Below are 16,181 nucleotides of genomic sequence, written 5' to 3'. Positions count from 1 at the left end.
GAAACATAGCTTTGGGGGGTTATCTTTGCCCAATGAGTGATTTTTATTACAGACCGGCAGAAAAGTTCCCCCCGGCGATTAAAAACTTGATTGCCATTAATGTAGTAGTATGGTTGGCTCAGGTTCTTTTTGATTCGCGCTTTAATCTTACCGATAGAATTGGGCTGTGGCCTGTAAACTCTCCTTTCTTCCATGCTTGGCAAATCGTTACCCACATGTTTGCCCATGCTGCGTCTGGGCCTTACATGTTTTTTCATATTCTTTTTAATATGTTCACCCTGTGGATGTTCGGACGTGTGCTGGAAAACCTGTGGGGATCTAAAAGATTTCTGATATTTTATCTACTGTGCGGACTAGGCGCTGCAGTCACCCATCTGGCCATGCAATATTTTATGGGCGCGCACGATGTAGCGGTAGGTGCTTCAGGAGCCGTATTTGGTGTTTTAGTGGCTTTCGCCATGACCTTTCCCAACACCGAATTGTACATCATGTTCATTCCTGTACCCATTAAAGCCAAATGGGCTATTTTAGGATTGGTAGCCATAGATTTGTTCGGTGGTATTTCGCAGGTAAGCGGTGATAATATTGCACATTTTGCCCACCTCGGAGGCGCCATTACCGGTTTTATTTTGCTTAAAATTTGGAACAAAACCAATCGTAGGACGTTATATTAGTTTGGAGGGAGCAATGAAAAATATAACCGAAATTCCGGTGTATGCAATACAATATCAATTGTTCATTTATTATCATTGCAAGTAAAGAAATAAAGCTGGAAAACTGTATATAATGGCTATTGCTGATAGAAATTTGAGTTCGCGGCTGTCATATGGAGGCAGAATCAATCCTCTGGTGATGCTAATAGCTGTTACCATGATTGTCTTTGTGGTATTGATGTTTTTCAGGGCGCTCACCTATATACAGCTGCCCGAGAATGCAGATTTAAATACAGTTTACAACCAGAAGGTTCTGAAATGGTTTGCTCTGGCCGGCAGCACAGAACAGACGCTTCCTCGTATATGGACAATCCTCACCTATGGCTTCTCCCATATCAACTTATGGCAGTTGTTCGCCAGCATGTTATGGCTATGGGGATTTGGGTATGTATTCATGGACATGACCGGCAACAAAAGAATCGTTCCTGTTTATCTGTATGGTGTGCTGATTGGGGGCATTGCTTATCTGGCAGCTAATTATTTTCTGGGCACAGCCTCATCTGCTCCTTTTCTGATAGGTAGCAGTTCGGGTATTTTGGCCGTAGCCGCTGCCGCCACTACCATCTGTCCTAATTATAAGATATTACCCATGGTAGGCGGTGGTATTTCCTTATGGATTGTATCGATTATTTATTTGGCCATTGATATGGCTACACTACCTCCCGATAATTTGTCGGTATACGTTTCTCATTTGGCAGGAGCACTTACCGGTTTCCTATTTATTTTTATTCTGCGAAGAGGGTTTGATGCCAGTGAGTGGATGAATAACTTTTATGACTGGCTCGTCAATCTCGTAAATCCTGAAAAACCGTATCAAAGCAGGGAAAAGATAAAGTCTGCGTTTTTCTACAATGCAAAAACAACCCCTTATGTAAAAACACCTAAGATTACGCAGCAAAAACTCGACGAGATTCTGGACAAAATCAGTCAGTACGGCTACGATCAGCTCACCGAAGAAGAAAAATCTTTTCTGGAGCGGGCCAGCAAGGAAGATTTGAAAGGTAGGCAATAATTTGTCCTGATATTAATAATGGCTTAACTTACCCGCTTATTGCACACTGATCATGGGAGTTTTTGCACGAATAAGCAGTCGTGTTTTGTTTTTTATCAACATTATTGTTGTGGCCGCATTTCTGGTGGCCTGCATCAACCCCTATATCAATCCGCAGCTCTGGCCACTGCTTTCTCTCATCAGTCTTGCTTTTCCGTTTCTATTGCTACTAGTATTAGCGTTTTTTGTATGGTGGTGGCTAGTACGCCGCAAATGGGCCTTGCTTTCAGGAGTCGCATTATTTTTGGGAGGTGGTGCCATTACCGATTTTTTTGCATTAAGGCCTTTTTCAACTTCTTTTGAAGAAACTAAAAAAGAAGGTATCATAAGAGTTGCCACCTGGAATGTTGCTCGTTTTATAGAAATGGCGCGCAATAATAACCGCGGTAGTCAGACGCGCTATAAAATGCTGAAACAAATAGAACAGGTTAATGCCGATATACTTTGCTTTCAGGAATTTGCGTCCTCCATCCGTCCTGATATGTATAACAATATTGCAGCCGTCAGCAAAGGTTTGAACTATCCGTACTATTATTTTTCTCACGACGTGGATGGAGATAGCCTGTTCAACGGCAGCGTCATCTTCAGCCGTTACCCTATCGTCGACACCGGTATGGTGCGTTATCCACGTCCTACATTACCCGAATTTCTGGTTTTCGTAGATATTAAAGTAGGGAATGATACCATTAGGGTATATACTACCCATCTGCAGTCTAATCAGTTTCGCAAGGAAGACCTTTCCAAAATAGAAGAACTTAAGGGTGTAAGAGGAAATATTATTAAAAACGCTAGCTATATTCTTTCCAAACTGTCGGTAGCTATCAAACATAGAAGCATTCAGGCCGATATGGTAAAAGATATTGTTCGTAATAGCAGCTTCCCCACCGTTTTCTGTGGCGACCTGAATGATGTTCCAAACTCCTATACCTATAAGAAGGTAAAAGGCCATATGCAGGATGCTTTTCTGAAAAAAGGATTCGGTATCGGCCGAACTTACGCATCCCTTTCTCCTACATTACGTATTGATTATATTTTTACCGATCATCAGTTTTCAGTAGAGCAATGCAAACGAATTACCACGCCTTATTCAGACCATTACATGCTGATAGCCGACATTAAAAAGAAATAAGTAATTTGTACATAAGCATACCAAAAAGCTTACATCCGCAGCAGCTTTGTTCATTAAATACTGCCAGAAAGCAGCTGGTACGCAAAGAAGGTATATTTTTGCAGTCCTTATAATCAGGCTGAAAATGAGTGAACTTAAGATATATAATTCATTATCAAAGCAAAAAGAAGTATTTACCCCCCTTACCCCGGGGCATGTGGGGATGTATGTATGTGGCCCTACCGTAAGCGGAGAGAGTCACCTAGGCCATGCCAGACCCTACGTTACTTTTGACGTTGTATACCGATATCTTACCTACTTAGGATATAAAGTACGCTACGTAAGAAATATTACAGACGCCGGTCACTTTGAAGAAGAAGGGCGTGAAGCGGAAGATAAAATTTCTAGCAAGGCTGTTTTGGAAAAGCTAGAACCCATGGAGTTGGTACAGAAATACACCAACCTCTTCCATTGGGCTATGCTGCAGTTCAACTGTATTCCACCATCCATAGAACCTACTGCTACAGGACATATCGTAGAGCAGATTGAAATGATTAAAAAACTGATTGCCGACGGTTATGCCTACGAGAAAAACGGATCGGTGTACTTCGATGTAAAAAAATATGCTGCTAACTACGATTACGGTAAGCTCAGTGGAAGAAAAATAGAGGAGTTGCTGGAAAATACCCGTGAATTGGAAGGCCAAGAAGAAAAAAATAATCCCGCCGACTTCGCATTGTGGAAAGCAGCACCACCACAGCATATCATGCGCTGGCAAAGCCCCTGGGGCGAAGGTTTTCCGGGATGGCATATCGAATGTTCGGCCATGTCAACTAAATACCTGGGTAAGCAATTCGACATCCATGGCGGTGGAATGGACTTGATGTTCCCGCACCACGAAAGTGAGATTGCACAAAGTACCATCTGCAACCATGTAGCTCCGGTGCGTTACTGGATGCACAACAACATGATCACCATTAACGGCCGCAAGATGGGTAAAAGCTATAATAATGTTATTAAACTTACCGAACTATTTAGCGGCACCCATCCCTTACTGAGCCAAGCTTTCCATCCCATGGTGGTACGCTTCTTTATTCTGCAGAGCCACTACAGAAGTACGCTCGACTTTAGCAACGAAGCACTTCAGGCATCTGAAAAAGGACTGAAAAGACTGTGGGAAGCATACGAAAACTTGAAACGTATTAAAGAAAGAAGCGGTGAGCTGAACGAAACAGCAGGTGATCAAGAATTGGATGCTAAAGTAAACAAACTGGTAGATGAATTTGCCGAGTTTATGAACGATGACTTTAATACGGCTAAAGTGCTAGCAAACATGTTTGAGCTGGCTCCTGTTATCAACAGCATTAAAGACAGAGTCACCGACATTAAATCCTTATCTACCGCTACCTTCAATAAACTGCAGGAACAGTTCAAGCTTTATATAGAAGATATTTTTGGACTGAAAGCTGTATCGGCTGCGGACAACGATAAGCTCAAAGCCGTTATGCAACTGATTATAGATATTCGTCGCGAAGCCCGCAGCAGAAAAGACTTTGTAACGTCCGACAAAATCAGAAATCAGCTGGCAGCAATAGGCATCATACTGAAAGATGAAAAAGACGGAAGCGTCACCTGGAATATCAACTAAAAAAGAATTTCGGGTAAATTTTTTTTGACGTCTCTTCCAATTCTTATGTACAAACTCTGGGCAACCATAATTAAAGACTGGCGCATTCTAATCCGCGATAAAGTGGGGCTGACGCTAATGTTTGTCATGCCCATTGTGCTGGCAGTAGTTATCACCACTGTACAAAACAGCACCTTCGAGCTGGTAAACGATAAGAAAGTGCCGTTACTGCTCTTAAACAAAGATCAAGGTGTTGCAGGCGAAGAGCTGGAAAATACCCTTAACAAAGGGGGAATGTTTATCGTAAAAAAAGTAGCATCTACTACAAATACAGAAGTTCTCCGTCAGAAAATTCAAAATAAAGAAGCGCTGATAGGTCTTATTGTTCCCGAGCAGTATACTACCGATGTATTAACCAAGTCGGAAGATATTGCTGCCCAAGCATTGCAGGTGATAGCCATCACAAATTCCGAAGATACATCGGCATCACAACGTTCGCACACACCAGTAACCCTGCTGTATCATCCTATACTACAGCCTTCCTTCCGCCAAGGTATAGAAGGATCACTCAACAGTTTGTTACAGATCGTTCAAAGTAAATACATTGTACGACACCTGTACAGCGCCATCAATGATTCGGCCCCCATACCGCAAGATCTGGAGCAACAGATCCTAGCCAATCAAACGCCTATCGAACAGCATGCTGTTTCCAAAGACGGCGGTCATGTGATTGCGAACGCCACACAACACAATATTCCTGCATGGACGGTATTTGCGATGTTCTTTATTGTGATTTCGCTGGGGGCAAGTATTGTTAGAGAGAAGAACAGTGGTAGCTTTATGCGCCTGAAAACCCTTCCCACACCTTTAACCCTTGCCATGGTATCCAAACAAATCACTTATGTAATCATCACTGTACTGCAAGCGTTGGTAATTTTTTCTATAGGCAAATGGTTATTCCCCTTAATTGGGTTACCGGGATTGGATTTTCCGCAGGATAAAATCAGCTTATTATTGGTAATTATTTTATGCGGATGGTGTGCTGCCAGCTTTGCCATCATGATTGGTGCTTTCGCCAAAACACAAGAACAAAGCAACGGTATTGGAGCTGTTACCATTGTTCTGTTTGCCGCTATTGGTGGACTTCTGGTGCCGGCATTTGCCATGCCACAATCGATGCAGGGCATCATGCGTATTTCGCCCCTGCACTGGTGTTTGGAAGCCTTTTATGGCCTATTCTTGGAAGGAGGCAATTTCGCCGATATTTTCAAATTGCTGGTACCCACCATTGTCATGATTATCGTATTTCAGTTAATCGCTTATTTTGGCATGAAAAAACAGGGGATTGTCTGAATTTACTGTTTTGCTACAAGAAATAAAAAAAAGTGTACGAATCTTCGCACACTTCATTAGCAATACTATATTCTTGGTGCTATATCGTCCACTGATCGTGCACGATACCTACCAGATAATATTTTCCGTCTTTTTGCTTAAACACTAACCTTACAGATTTCCAGTCCATACCACCGTATTTTTTAGATCCGGAAATATAGCTTTCGGTGAAATCACAGTCGCGATACATACTCTTCAGGTTATTTAAAGCATTTCCGGTTTTTACGAAATTATTGATATCGTATTTCTCCGGATTTACGAAATTTCCATCGTACACAAACTTGCTAAAATATTCCACTGGTGTAAGGTAGATAGGATCGCCGCTACCATCGTAAGTTCCCCAGTTGATTTTTTTATTCTTATCTGTTGTTACCAGTTTATGAAAAGCTTCTTTAGAAAACTGCTTATCATCATCCGATATGGTAGCATAAGGTGAAAAACGAATGCCTTCATCCGGATGTATGAGTGAATCCAACTTGGTATACTCGGCGTTTTTAAAAATCGTAAGCACGGTTTTAGTAAGACTGGTCAGCACCGAGTCCTTACTCAGTTTTTGCAGTCTTTCTGCTTCGGCCTGTTCTTTTAAGCGTAATGAGTCCGGTAGCTCACCCCAATTCAGTGATGTGGAGTCATCGTCCCCTGGCTGGGTGCTTTGTTTTTTACCGCAGCCATTTTTACACCCTACAATGATGACGCTACAGAGAATAAAAGCCGTTAATAGTTTTTTCATTGAGTAAAATTAAAATGCGGTTTGCTTATCTTTTTATAAGAAAGGTTTAAAATCTTTAGAACGGAAGATCATCCTTGATATCATCGTATTGCATATCCGAAGGCATCTCATCAATATAACCGCCATCATCTCCGCTGCTACTCAACGGCTCCACTTTCCAAGCTTTTACATCGGTATACCAGCGTCCGTTAAACTCACGGCTTTCGATATCGAAATAAATCTTAAGCATATTGCCCACCTGTAGTATCTTATCATTAATCCGGTCGCCCCATATGGAGATACATACCTTTTTCGGATACTGACCTTCGGTTTCAACAATAATATCCTGTTTACGCCACTCATTCCCTGTTTTGGCTACTCCAGATTGCAAGGGAAGTACCTGTATTAATTTTCCTGTTAATTCCATAAAGATTGTATTAACCACAAAGATAAGGCCGAAACATCAAGCCACTTCGTTTTCCCTAACAACCTTGTTAAATTTGTATAAAACATATACTATGCGCTTATACTACTGCACACTATTGAGTCTGCTCATTTTGAGTATTTCTCTTTACGCACAGGAAGATATCACTTATCAGCAGCCATCCGAACCCATTTTATCCCTGGCTAATTACGAACCGGCACCCGCTGTATCTATGGATACTAAAAAAAACTACATGCTATTATCCTACCGAAGTGCCTATAAATCGCTGGCCGATTTGAATAACGAAGAGATGCGCCTAGGAGGGTTACGCATTAACCCTGTAACCAATATTTCTTCAACCATTACTTACTACAATAATTTAAAGATCAGAAAAGTGATGGATGTAAAGGCCGAACCTACACAGGTAGCAGGTCTTCCCGAAAACCCGCGTATAGCCAATATTTCCTGGAGTCCCGATGATTCTAAAATTGCATTTACCAACACTACACTTACCGGGGTAGAGCTTTGGGTAATTGATGTAGCCACAGCACAGGCTAAAAAGTTAACCGAGGCCAACCTCAATGCCAATCTAGGCTCACCATATAGCTGGCATAGAGATAGCAAAGGATTATTAGTGCGTGTAATTCCGGCTAATCGGCCACCACTTATCGATCCTAAAAAAGAATTACCCAAGGGACCCATCGTATCGGTTGCCGATGGCAAGGTATCGCAAAACAGAACTTATCAAGATCTTCTGAAGAACAAAATAGATGAAACTAACTTCGAAATACTAGTAACATCAGAGCTATACAACGTATATCTAGACGGCTCCCAGCAACTTTACAAACCGGCCGATATGTATGCGGGACAATCCATCTCACCAGACGGCAATTATATCATGCTTACCATGATTCGAAAACCCTTTTCTTACATCGTCCCCATGAGCCGTTTCCCGCAAGTAAGCATTGTGTACGATAGACAAGGCAATGAAATCAAAACTGTAAACGAAATACCACTGGTAGAAATAATCCCGAAAGGATTTGATGCCGTACGCACCGGTAAACGCTCCATGGGCTGGAGAGCCGATAAACCTGCTACTCTGTATTATGTAGAAGCATTAGACCAAGGTAATCCGCTTACCAGAGTGGCTTACCGCGATGAGCTTTTCGTGTGGGATGCTCCGTTTGATAAAGATCCTGTATCTCTGGCCAAAACTCCGCAACGCTACTCGGGCATTATTTGGGGTGATGACCAACATGCCATTTTATACGACGGTTGGTACGATACACGCAACCGAAAGACTTATCTCATCGATCCTTCGCGGCCAAGTGCCGAACCCAAAATCCTCTTCGACAGAAACGTACAGGACATCTATAACGATCCGGGAAGTTTTGAGACCCGAAAAAATCAATACGGTCGTAACGTACTGGCCATTGAAAACGGCAACGCCTTCCTGATTGGTGCCGGTTACAGCAAAAACGGACAATTCCCTTTCATCGACGAACTGAATCTGAGAACACTGAAAACAAAAAGACTGTATCAGAGTGCTTATACCGATAAAAAAGAAACCATCCACTCTATCGAAGATTTTAAAAATGGTGTAGCGTTGGTGCTCATTCAATCCAAAAACGAATACCCCAATTACTTCCTAAGAAATTATAAAAAAAGAATGGCTCCCATACAGCTTACCTTCAACAAAAATCCTTTTGAGATTTTGGCCAATGTACACAAGGAAGTGATACATTATAAAAGAGCAGACGGAGTGGACCTTTCTGGCACCCTTTATCTGCCGCTTGGGTATGACAAGAATAAAAAAGAAAAACTACCATTGCTCATCTGGGCTTATCCGCAGGAGTATAAGGATAAAAACACCGCCAGCCAGAACGATAAAAACCCAAACGAGTTTACCTTCCCATACTATGGCTCTTTTGTGTATTGGGTGACCAAAGGTTATGTAGTGCTGGACGATGCTTCTTTCCCCATTATTGGCGAAAACGGAAAGGAACCTAATGATAGTTTTATCGAACAACTGGTAGCCAATGGCCGCGCTGCAATTGATGCGGTGGACAAATTGGGTTATATCGACCGCACAAAAGTAGCTGTAGGGGGACATTCTTACGGAGCATTTATGACAGCTAATTTGCTTACCCACTCAGACGATTTTGCCTGCGGCATTGCACGCAGCGGCGCTTATAACAGAACCCTGACACCCTTTGGCTTCCAAAACGAGCAACGCAATTACTGGGATGCCCCTGAAGTTTATAACACCATGTCGCCTTTCATGCATGCCGATAAAATGAAAAAACCGATTCTGCTGATTCATGGTGAAGCAGATAATAATCCGGGTACTTTCACTTTGCAGACAGAGAGATATTTCCAAGCACTTAAAGGGTTGGGCGGACAGGCACGCATGGTGATTCTGCCCAAGGAGAGTCACGGCTATGCAGCCAAAGAAAACATCCTGCACCTGCTATGGGAACAGGAGCAATTTTTGGATAAGCATTTAAAAGGGAAGTAAATAACATAACAAAAACCGCCGGTTATAGAGTTCCGGCGGTTTTTGTTTTATGAATTATACTTTTTCTGCAATAACAAAGTAAGTATGCGCGGAATATTGGATCGGTCGTCATTATCAAAAAACTCATCTATCAGCACCACCTGAAATCCATGTTGTTCTGCGGCGTTGGTAAAATCTGAGATGTGGTGTGTAAAGCAAGTAACGATTTGCAATCCCTCTTCCGTTTCAAAGCGGGCTTTGGAACCGCTGTATTGTTTAAACGGATGTAATTCTCCGATGTACACATGTCCTCCGGGACGCACAACTTGACTCAGTTTTTGAAATATCGGCTCTAGGTGTTCGATATGTTCCAATACTAGACTAAAAGTAGCCAGATCGAATTGCATACCCTGTGTAAAGTGCCAATCCTTCAAAATGTCCGCCTGAACAAAAGCTACCTTGTTGTTCTGTATTTTGCTTTTGGCAATGGATAGCATGGCTTCGGATAGATCCACCGCAACAATCTGTTGGGCACGTGTTACCAGCCATTGCGTATTCTTACCTGTACCGCAACCAATTTCCAAGCAGTTTGAAAAGCTCAGAGGTTCCAATGTTTTCCTCAAAGCCACAGCTTCCAGATCTCGGGTTTTGTTTTCATTGGTATCGTATTGAACAGACCATTGATTGTATGCGGACTCGACGTTCATAATCTTAGAATTTTAAAAGTTCCAGATACCGGAGATGGGCAAAGATAATGGGAAGATAGATAGTTGATAATCTTATATCTATTATGAAGGTATAGGAATGAAATATAGTTTAGATTTTTAAAAGAAGAAAATTCTTAAATGTTGTGGATACCTAATGCAGGTTTATACTCCCCTTGTATGGCAGATACGGCCCTAGCGATACATGGCCAAAGGGTACGATAGTAGGGCAAGAGTAGGGACTTTTAATCCCTACAAATTTAATAGATTTTTTTAAAATATTTGTCATCCTCACATTTTTTTAAAAATCCCTTTCTTTTTACAAGTAATCGCTAGGCGCTAAGGCTATATACCTTCACCCTTTATCCCGCACCAGTAGATACCAATCACCTTCTAGCGGCAAATAGCCGTAATCATAACAAAAAAAATAAATATGCCCTTTTTGGGTCTGATAGGTATGCGTATGATATTTAAAATGAAAACCCGCAGTTTGTAGTTTTTCCCGGGGCAATTTTACTTTGTCCATGCCATCGTGCAAGAAATCAGCTAATATGCGACGATTCTTGCGCAGGGCATTATTGATATTGCGAATCATGTTTTCATCTGCCGCCTTGAGTCCGTTATTGTAATTATTGCGGCAGGAGTCATCACAAAACTTTTTGTCCGATCGGCCCTTCACAGGTTTTCCGCAATACAAACATAATTTTTGTTCCGATGCCGGCGTTTTCATAGAGCGTTGATATCGTTGCTCTAATTTACAAAATATCCGACAACAAACGCTTACATCCGTTTACATCCGCAAGTAATTGATTAATAACCGACTAAAGCTTCCCCTTGGTTGCAACTTTGTGTTGCCGCTTCACAAAAGCAGGCTGAAATAAACAAATTCTTTCACCCGCTTACTACGGTGAGCACAAAACTTACAACTATGTACGCATTAAAGAACAAAGTACAGCTAATCGGTAATTTGGGTAATGCCCCAGAAATCAAAACAACCATTAATGGTAAAAAAATGGCGCGTTTTAGTATTGCCACCAACGAAACCTACAAGAACCTCAGTGGTGAGCGTGTTACAGAAACCACCTGGCATCATCTGGTAGCTTGGGGACGACTGGCTGATATTGCCGAAAAATATCTGGAAAAGGGGCGCGAAGTGGCCGTGGAAGGCAAACTAGTAAACCGTCAGTACGAAAGCAAAAACGGTGAAAAACGTTACATCACCGAAATACAGGTGCATGAACTGCTACTACTGTCGGGAAAATAAGATCTTATGGATAGCCGCATTGGGGGAAGAGAACAGCCTATCTGTTTCCCCCACTACCCTGCGGCAAAACTTCAGTGCGGTAATACCACATCATTCAAATAATTCCATTATTTTGCCGACCTGTAAAAATGAGTACAGCAAATTATTTTGTTACGCCCGAGGGACTGCAAGAGGCTCCACCGCAGCCAACTCCAAATCCCCTGCTAAAAGCAGTGGCAATGGTGGTGTCGTACCTGATGCATCCCATCTTCATACCCATGTATGTACTCACATTGTTACTCTTTGTAGAGCCCTTCCTGTTTCTGGGTGCCACACCTAGAGAGAAAGCCCTTACATTCGGGCGGGCATTTGTAAACTATACCTTTTTTCCGCTAATCAGCATATTGCTGCTGCGTGGCCTGAAGCTGATTCCTTCCATTCATCTCAAAGAGCGGAAGGATCGTATTATTCCATTCATCATCTCCAATATCTGGTATTTCTGGATTTGGTTTGTTTGGCGTGGGCTGAACGGCGTTCCCGAATACCTGATTGTATTTGCATTGAGCATTTTTCTAGCTTCATCCATAGGATTACTGGCTAATATTTATATCAAAATAAGCATGCATGGTATTGCGCTAGGTACTGCAGTCACCTACTTGCTCCTACTCACACTGCTGCCCGATGCACCTAATTTAACCCGCTATCTAGCTATTGCCATATTAGCTGCAGGCATTACAGGTACTGCCCGCTTATTGTTAGGCGCTCATACACCCAAGGAATACTACATTGGGCTAGCCGTGGGAGCGTTGGCAGTGTTAATGGCCGATTTTATCGTTTGATGCACTTAATTAAAAACTTTATCGTATTTCTATAGGAACTTGTAAAAAATCCAAAAAGATTAGTTTTTTAATGCTAAAATTATTAGCTTTGTTGTTAATAATTATTACTAAAACAGACACAGCGAAGTTGTATTTTTGATCATGGCTAAAACAGAAAAAATATCAGAAGACTCGATGAGCGCGAGCATTAATAGCGAAAAGCTAAAGGCACTGAAGCTTACCATGGAAAAGATTGATAAGGACTATGGTAAGGGTAGTGTAATGCTGATGAACGAAAAAGCTGTAGAATCACATGAAGTGATTTCTACAGGTTCGATAGGATTGGATGCAGCATTAGGCATCGGAGGTATGCCCCGTGGAAGGGTAATTGAAATATACGGACCTGAATCTTCAGGTAAAACCACCATTGCTACCCACGTAATTGCAGAAGCACAAAAAAAAGGCGGCATGTGTGCCATTATCGACGCCGAGCACGCCTTTGACAGTGTATATGCTAGAAAGTTGGGTGTGAACGTAGACAATCTACTCATCAGCCAGCCCGATTACGGAGAGCAAGCACTGGAAATTGCCGATAGGCTGATTCTTTCAGGGGCGCTGGATGTGGTGGTAATTGACTCCGTAGCGGCATTGGTACCCAAGAGTGAGTTGGAAGGAGAAATGGGCGACAGTAAAATGGGATTACAGGCCCGCCTGATGAGCCAAGCGCTGCGTAAGCTAACTGCCACCATTTCTAAAACCAATACGGTTTGTATTTTCATCAACCAGTTGCGCGAAAAAATCGGTGTGATGTTCGGTAATCCCGAAACCACTACCGGTGGTAACGCCTTAAAGTTCTATGCATCCGTAAGACTGGATATTCGGAGACAAACACAAATCAAAGACGGTGATGAGACTATCGGTAACCGCGTAAAAGTAAAAGTGGTGAAGAATAAAGTAGCCCCTCCTTTCCGCTCTGCCGAGTTCGACATCATCTTTGGGGAAGGAATTTCCAAAACCGGAGAAATTATCGATATCGGCGTAGATTTGGGTATTATCCAAAAAAGCGGTTCTTGGTACAGCTACAATAACGACAAGCTGGGTCAGGGTCGCGATGCAGTAAAGCAACTCTTGACCGATAATCCTGAGTTGGCCGGAGAGTTGGAATCTAAAATCAGAGAAAGAATTGCAGAATTACAAAACAGTTAGGGATATTTATAAAATATTGGGTTAGTATAGCAGCCGCCTTTGCAAAGGCGGCTTTTTTATTCCACAAAAAACCGGTTTAAGCATAATGCTTAAACCGGTAATTCCGTCTCGGTATATTCCTCTATTTATCGAAGTAATAGTTCACATGGTTTTAGTCCCGTATGTTTTTTAAAAGCCGTACTAAAATGGGAAATGGAAGAATATCCCAATATCATGGCCACCTCGGTAACATTCAATCCTTTTTCGTATAACAGATATTTAGCGTGCTCCATGCGCTGCGTCTGGTAAAACTCGAAAATGGTGGTACCGTACATCTCTTTAAATCCTTTTTTAAGGTAGCACTCATTCATAGCCACTTTACGGCTCAGCTCCTTTATCGTCAGCGGTTGGCCGATGTTCTGGATGAGCAGATCACGCGCCATAGTTATTTTTTCGCGGTCGGCCTCACTGTTTAAAAAACGACAGGAAATGACGGGTTCTTTATCCGTTACCCAATCGATGCTATACAATAACAGCATCTGCAGCTGGGCATTTACATAAATGTTTTCCAGACTGCCGGTGTATTTATGATTCACCAGAGATTCGATAACACCACGTGTCTTACAACAAAGCGGTATGGATTTCTGAAAAGACTCTTTTCTATTGAACCGTAGCAGCACATCGCTATCGGAATTAGCCGATTTGGCATTGATAAAAGCTGTCAGCTGTGCCGCCGTATAATCTACGGCTACCACATCAAAACTGGGAACACTGTTTTCGCAGCTTTTAATGTTGCCTGCAGTACATTTCTGACAATTTTCTGCAGCACAATACATATTCCCCGCCACGCAGAAACGCAGTTTGATGTTGTTCTCCTCGCAACTTTCGCCTTTATACTCGTATTGAACAATGCCCACATCCTCCACCACATCATTTTCATTGCGATAAAAGCGCCGGATGGAATAATTAATCGCCCCAGGAATCTTTCGCTCTTTGCTTACGATTTCGGGCAGATTATTTATTGCCTGCAGCCATTTATCTCTGAATTCTTGCATTGTTCTGCTCAATTAGCCTGTGCAAAAATAGCATAGTCTGCCGTTTTTATCAACTAATATACTTGGCGTATGTTGTACTATTAAAATAACCGCTTATTCAGCGGTAAACGCTTATCACATTCATTAATTTGCGAATGAAAAAAATCCTGTAAGTTTGACCTCTTTGATTATTTTCAAACTAAATCATTCAAATAATTAAATTTGCACACCGCCAAATAATATTACGACATCTCAATGATACATTTTAACTCATACATACATCCTGATGCAAAAGTGGCCACTAACGTTAAGATTGACCCCTTTACGGTGATTCATCAGGATGTAGAAATCGGAGAAGGTACTTGGATTGGCTCTAACGTAACCATACTCGAAGGAACCAAAATCGGTAAGAACTGTAAAATTTTCCCTGGTTGTGTTATCGGGTCAGAACCGCAAGATAAAAAATATGCCGGGGAAAAAACGACCGTTGAAATAGGTGATGATTGCGTAATTCGTGAGTTTGTTACCATCCACCGAGGTACTAGCGACCGATGGAAAACCGTTGTAGGCAAAGGTTGCTGGATACTCGCTTACAGCCATATCGGTCACGATTGTATTATCGGAAACTATTGTACATTGAGTAATAGTACCCAGATTGCCGGTCACGTAGTGTTGGGCGATTATGTGGGCTTTGGGGGTGTATGTGCTGTACATCAGTTTGTAAAAGTAGGTTCACATTCTTTCATCAGTGGTGGTTCGCTAGTAAGCAAAGATGTGCCTCCCTACATTAAAGCTGCGCGTCAGCCATTAAGCTATGCCGGAGTCAACTCTATAGGTTTGAAAAGAAGAGGTTACTCCGTTGAAAAAATCAATCACATCTTAGATATTTATCGCATCATTTATAACAGAGGCCTCAACGTAAGTCAGGCTGTTCAGTTGTTGGAAGAAGAGTTTCCGGTAACCGATGAGCGCGATGAGATTCTTACTTTTATTCAAGAAAGTACACGCGGTATCATAAAAAGGTACACCAAAGGGGCCTCGGCCGATGAAGATACAATTGAATAATGTTGGCAAACGCTATAATAGGGATTGGATTTTCCGGAATTTCTCCTACACCTTCCTTCCCGGGAATAGTTATGCCATAATAGGGCCTAACGGAAGCGGTAAAAGCACTTTGTTACAGATCCTAAGTGGTGCAGTAAGCATTAACGAAGGGCAATGCACCTTTTTCATTAACGAACAACCCCTTGCCCTCGAAAAAGTATATACCCATATCGCTTATTGCGCTCCTTATCTGGAACTGGTAGAAGAATTTACATTGATGGAACTGCTGCAGTTTCATCAATCTTTTAAACCTTTTCTTAAAGGTGTGAGCGCCGACGAAATTGCCGCACGCGTAGAACTTGCCCATGTTAAACACAAAAAAATTAGCGAATACAGTAGCGGTATGAAGCAGCGAGCCAAACTGGCTCAATCTATTTTTTCCGACACGCCGGCAGTGTTGCTGGACGAGCCCTGCACCAATCTTGACAAAGCAGGCATTGATCTCTATCATAGTCTAATCGACCAGTATTGCAAAAATCGGCTGATTTTGATCAGTAGTAATGATAAAACCGAATATAGCTTCTGCAGTCAAATCATTGATATCACTCAGTATAAACATTAGGATTTTCCCG

16 protein-coding genes are annotated in these 16,181 nt (G+C 42.1%); 11 read left to right on the top strand and 5 right to left on the bottom strand.

Annotated elements, in window-relative coordinates:
• Positions 1 to 32 precede the first annotated feature (32 nt).
• The 5 genes from PIECOFPK_RS03765 to PIECOFPK_RS03745 all read left to right on the top strand — a co-directional run bounded on the left by PIECOFPK_RS03765 (position 33) and on the right by PIECOFPK_RS03745 (position 5,852).
• The gene (locus PIECOFPK_RS03765; protein WP_330973073.1) at positions 33 to 674 is read left to right on the top strand and encodes a rhomboid family intramembrane serine protease; all 642 of its coding nucleotides are present in this window, start codon (positions 33 to 35) and stop codon (positions 672 to 674) included.
• Between the two features lie 112 nt (positions 675 to 786).
• Positions 787 to 1,725, top strand: coding sequence for a rhomboid family intramembrane serine protease (locus tag PIECOFPK_RS03760; RefSeq protein WP_409966543.1), 939 nt, complete (start codon positions 787 to 789; stop codon positions 1,723 to 1,725).
• 52 nt (positions 1,726 to 1,777) lie between these two features.
• Positions 1,778 to 2,893 carry an endonuclease/exonuclease/phosphatase family protein gene (locus PIECOFPK_RS03755; protein WP_330973071.1) on the top strand — a complete coding sequence of 372 codons (1,116 nt, stop codon included), beginning with the start codon at positions 1,778 to 1,780 and terminating at the stop codon, positions 2,891 to 2,893.
• Positions 2,894 to 3,017: 124 nt separating this feature from the next.
• The gene (gene cysS, locus PIECOFPK_RS03750; protein ID WP_409966542.1) at positions 3,018 to 4,520 is read left to right on the top strand and encodes a cysteine--tRNA ligase; all 1,503 of its coding nucleotides are present in this window, start codon (positions 3,018 to 3,020) and stop codon (positions 4,518 to 4,520) included.
• A gap of 45 nt (positions 4,521 to 4,565) precedes the next feature.
• A complete protein-coding gene (locus tag PIECOFPK_RS03745; RefSeq protein WP_330973069.1) occupies positions 4,566 to 5,852 on the top strand; it encodes an ABC transporter permease in 1,287 nt (428 codons plus the stop codon).
• Between the two features lie 79 nt (positions 5,853 to 5,931).
• Here PIECOFPK_RS03745 and PIECOFPK_RS03740 read toward each other — a convergent pair whose 3' ends face one another.
• Positions 5,932 to 6,621, bottom strand: a complete 690-nt coding sequence (locus PIECOFPK_RS03740) for a hypothetical protein (RefSeq protein ID WP_330973068.1) — start codon at positions 6,619 to 6,621, stop codon at positions 5,932 to 5,934.
• A 55-nt stretch (positions 6,622 to 6,676) separates the two neighbouring features.
• Complete coding sequence (locus PIECOFPK_RS03735) at positions 6,677 to 7,027, bottom strand: DUF3127 domain-containing protein (RefSeq protein WP_330973067.1); 351 nt, start codon at positions 7,025 to 7,027, stop codon at positions 6,677 to 6,679.
• Between the two features lie 91 nt (positions 7,028 to 7,118).
• Between PIECOFPK_RS03735 and PIECOFPK_RS03730 the strand changes: the two genes are divergently transcribed.
• Complete coding sequence (locus tag PIECOFPK_RS03730) at positions 7,119 to 9,542, top strand: alpha/beta hydrolase family protein (RefSeq protein ID WP_330973066.1); 2,424 nt, start codon at positions 7,119 to 7,121, stop codon at positions 9,540 to 9,542.
• A gap of 47 nt (positions 9,543 to 9,589) precedes the next feature.
• Here the strand turns inward: PIECOFPK_RS03730 and PIECOFPK_RS03725 are convergent, their stop codons facing one another.
• Together PIECOFPK_RS03725 and PIECOFPK_RS03720 are read right to left on the bottom strand one after the other, a co-directional pair.
• On the bottom strand, positions 9,590 to 10,228 hold the full coding sequence (locus tag PIECOFPK_RS03725; RefSeq protein ID WP_409966541.1) for a class I SAM-dependent DNA methyltransferase: 639 nt from the start codon (positions 10,226 to 10,228) through the stop codon (positions 9,590 to 9,592).
• 352 nt (positions 10,229 to 10,580) lie between these two features.
• On the bottom strand, positions 10,581 to 10,904 hold the full coding sequence (locus PIECOFPK_RS03720; protein ID WP_330973064.1) for a hypothetical protein: 324 nt from the start codon (positions 10,902 to 10,904) through the stop codon (positions 10,581 to 10,583).
• A 249-nt stretch (positions 10,905 to 11,153) separates the two neighbouring features.
• On the opposite strand from PIECOFPK_RS03720, the gene PIECOFPK_RS03715 reads away from it, so the two are divergent.
• The 3 genes from PIECOFPK_RS03715 (at position 11,154) to recA (ending at position 13,492) form a co-directional block, all read left to right on the top strand.
• Complete coding sequence (locus PIECOFPK_RS03715; protein ID WP_330973063.1) at positions 11,154 to 11,489, top strand: single-stranded DNA-binding protein; 336 nt, start codon at positions 11,154 to 11,156, stop codon at positions 11,487 to 11,489.
• Positions 11,490 to 11,617: 128 nt separating this feature from the next.
• The gene (locus tag PIECOFPK_RS03710) at positions 11,618 to 12,307 is read left to right on the top strand and encodes a hypothetical protein (RefSeq protein ID WP_330973062.1); all 690 of its coding nucleotides are present in this window, start codon (positions 11,618 to 11,620) and stop codon (positions 12,305 to 12,307) included.
• A 141-nt stretch (positions 12,308 to 12,448) separates the two neighbouring features.
• Positions 12,449 to 13,492, top strand: a complete 1,044-nt coding sequence (recA, locus tag PIECOFPK_RS03705; protein ID WP_330973061.1) for a recombinase RecA — start codon at positions 12,449 to 12,451, stop codon at positions 13,490 to 13,492.
• 125 nt (positions 13,493 to 13,617) lie between these two features.
• On the opposite strand, the gene PIECOFPK_RS03700 is transcribed toward recA, so the two are convergent.
• A complete protein-coding gene (locus PIECOFPK_RS03700) occupies positions 13,618 to 14,526 on the bottom strand; it encodes a helix-turn-helix domain-containing protein (RefSeq protein WP_330973060.1) in 909 nt (302 codons plus the stop codon).
• Between the two features lie 234 nt (positions 14,527 to 14,760).
• Between PIECOFPK_RS03700 and lpxA the strand changes: the two genes are divergently transcribed.
• Together lpxA and PIECOFPK_RS03690 are read left to right on the top strand one after the other, a co-directional pair.
• Positions 14,761 to 15,570, top strand: a complete 810-nt coding sequence (gene lpxA / locus PIECOFPK_RS03695) for an acyl-ACP--UDP-N-acetylglucosamine O-acyltransferase (protein WP_330973059.1) — start codon at positions 14,761 to 14,763, stop codon at positions 15,568 to 15,570.
• The gene (locus PIECOFPK_RS03690; RefSeq protein ID WP_409966540.1) at positions 15,551 to 16,171 is read left to right on the top strand and encodes an ATP-binding cassette domain-containing protein; all 621 of its coding nucleotides are present in this window, start codon (positions 15,551 to 15,553) and stop codon (positions 16,169 to 16,171) included. The genes lpxA and PIECOFPK_RS03690 overlap by 20 nt, the downstream gene beginning before the upstream one ends.
• The last annotated feature ends 10 nt before the right edge of the window (positions 16,172 to 16,181 follow it).

The organism is Chitinophagaceae bacterium C216, from assembly GCA_028485475.2.
Taxonomy (GTDB): Bacteria; Bacteroidota; Bacteroidia; order Chitinophagales; family Chitinophagaceae; genus Niabella; species Niabella composti.
Note: the sequence above shows the minus strand (reverse complement) of the source record. Positions and strands in the feature narration are given on the sequence as shown.

Coding starts and splice junctions, on each gene's coding strand:
- PIECOFPK_RS03760 (WP_409966543.1), top strand. CDS start 787: ATGGCTATTGCTGATAGAAATTTGAGTTCGCGGCTGTCATATGGAGGC.
- recA (WP_330973061.1), top strand. CDS start 12,449: ATGGCTAAAACAGAAAAAATATCAGAAGACTCGATGAGCGCGAGCATT.
- PIECOFPK_RS03740 (WP_330973068.1), bottom strand. CDS start 6,621: ATGAAAAAACTATTAACGGCTTTTATTCTCTGTAGCGTCATCATTGTA.
- PIECOFPK_RS03700 (WP_330973060.1), bottom strand. CDS start 14,526: ATGCAAGAATTCAGAGATAAATGGCTGCAGGCAATAAATAATCTGCCC.
- PIECOFPK_RS03755 (WP_330973071.1), top strand. CDS start 1,778: ATGGGAGTTTTTGCACGAATAAGCAGTCGTGTTTTGTTTTTTATCAAC.
- cysS (WP_409966542.1), top strand. CDS start 3,018: ATGAGTGAACTTAAGATATATAATTCATTATCAAAGCAAAAAGAAGTA.
- PIECOFPK_RS03690 (WP_409966540.1), top strand. CDS start 15,551: ATGAAGATACAATTGAATAATGTTGGCAAACGCTATAATAGGGATTGG.
- PIECOFPK_RS03745 (WP_330973069.1), top strand. CDS start 4,566: ATGTACAAACTCTGGGCAACCATAATTAAAGACTGGCGCATTCTAATC.
- PIECOFPK_RS03715 (WP_330973063.1), top strand. CDS start 11,154: ATGTACGCATTAAAGAACAAAGTACAGCTAATCGGTAATTTGGGTAAT.
- PIECOFPK_RS03730 (WP_330973066.1), top strand. CDS start 7,119: ATGCGCTTATACTACTGCACACTATTGAGTCTGCTCATTTTGAGTATT.
- PIECOFPK_RS03710 (WP_330973062.1), top strand. CDS start 11,618: ATGAGTACAGCAAATTATTTTGTTACGCCCGAGGGACTGCAAGAGGCT.
- PIECOFPK_RS03765 (WP_330973073.1), top strand. CDS start 33: ATGAGTGATTTTTATTACAGACCGGCAGAAAAGTTCCCCCCGGCGATT.
- PIECOFPK_RS03725 (WP_409966541.1), bottom strand. CDS start 10,228: ATGAACGTCGAGTCCGCATACAATCAATGGTCTGTTCAATACGATACC.
- PIECOFPK_RS03735 (WP_330973067.1), bottom strand. CDS start 7,027: ATGGAATTAACAGGAAAATTAATACAGGTACTTCCCTTGCAATCTGGA.
- lpxA (WP_330973059.1), top strand. CDS start 14,761: ATGATACATTTTAACTCATACATACATCCTGATGCAAAAGTGGCCACT.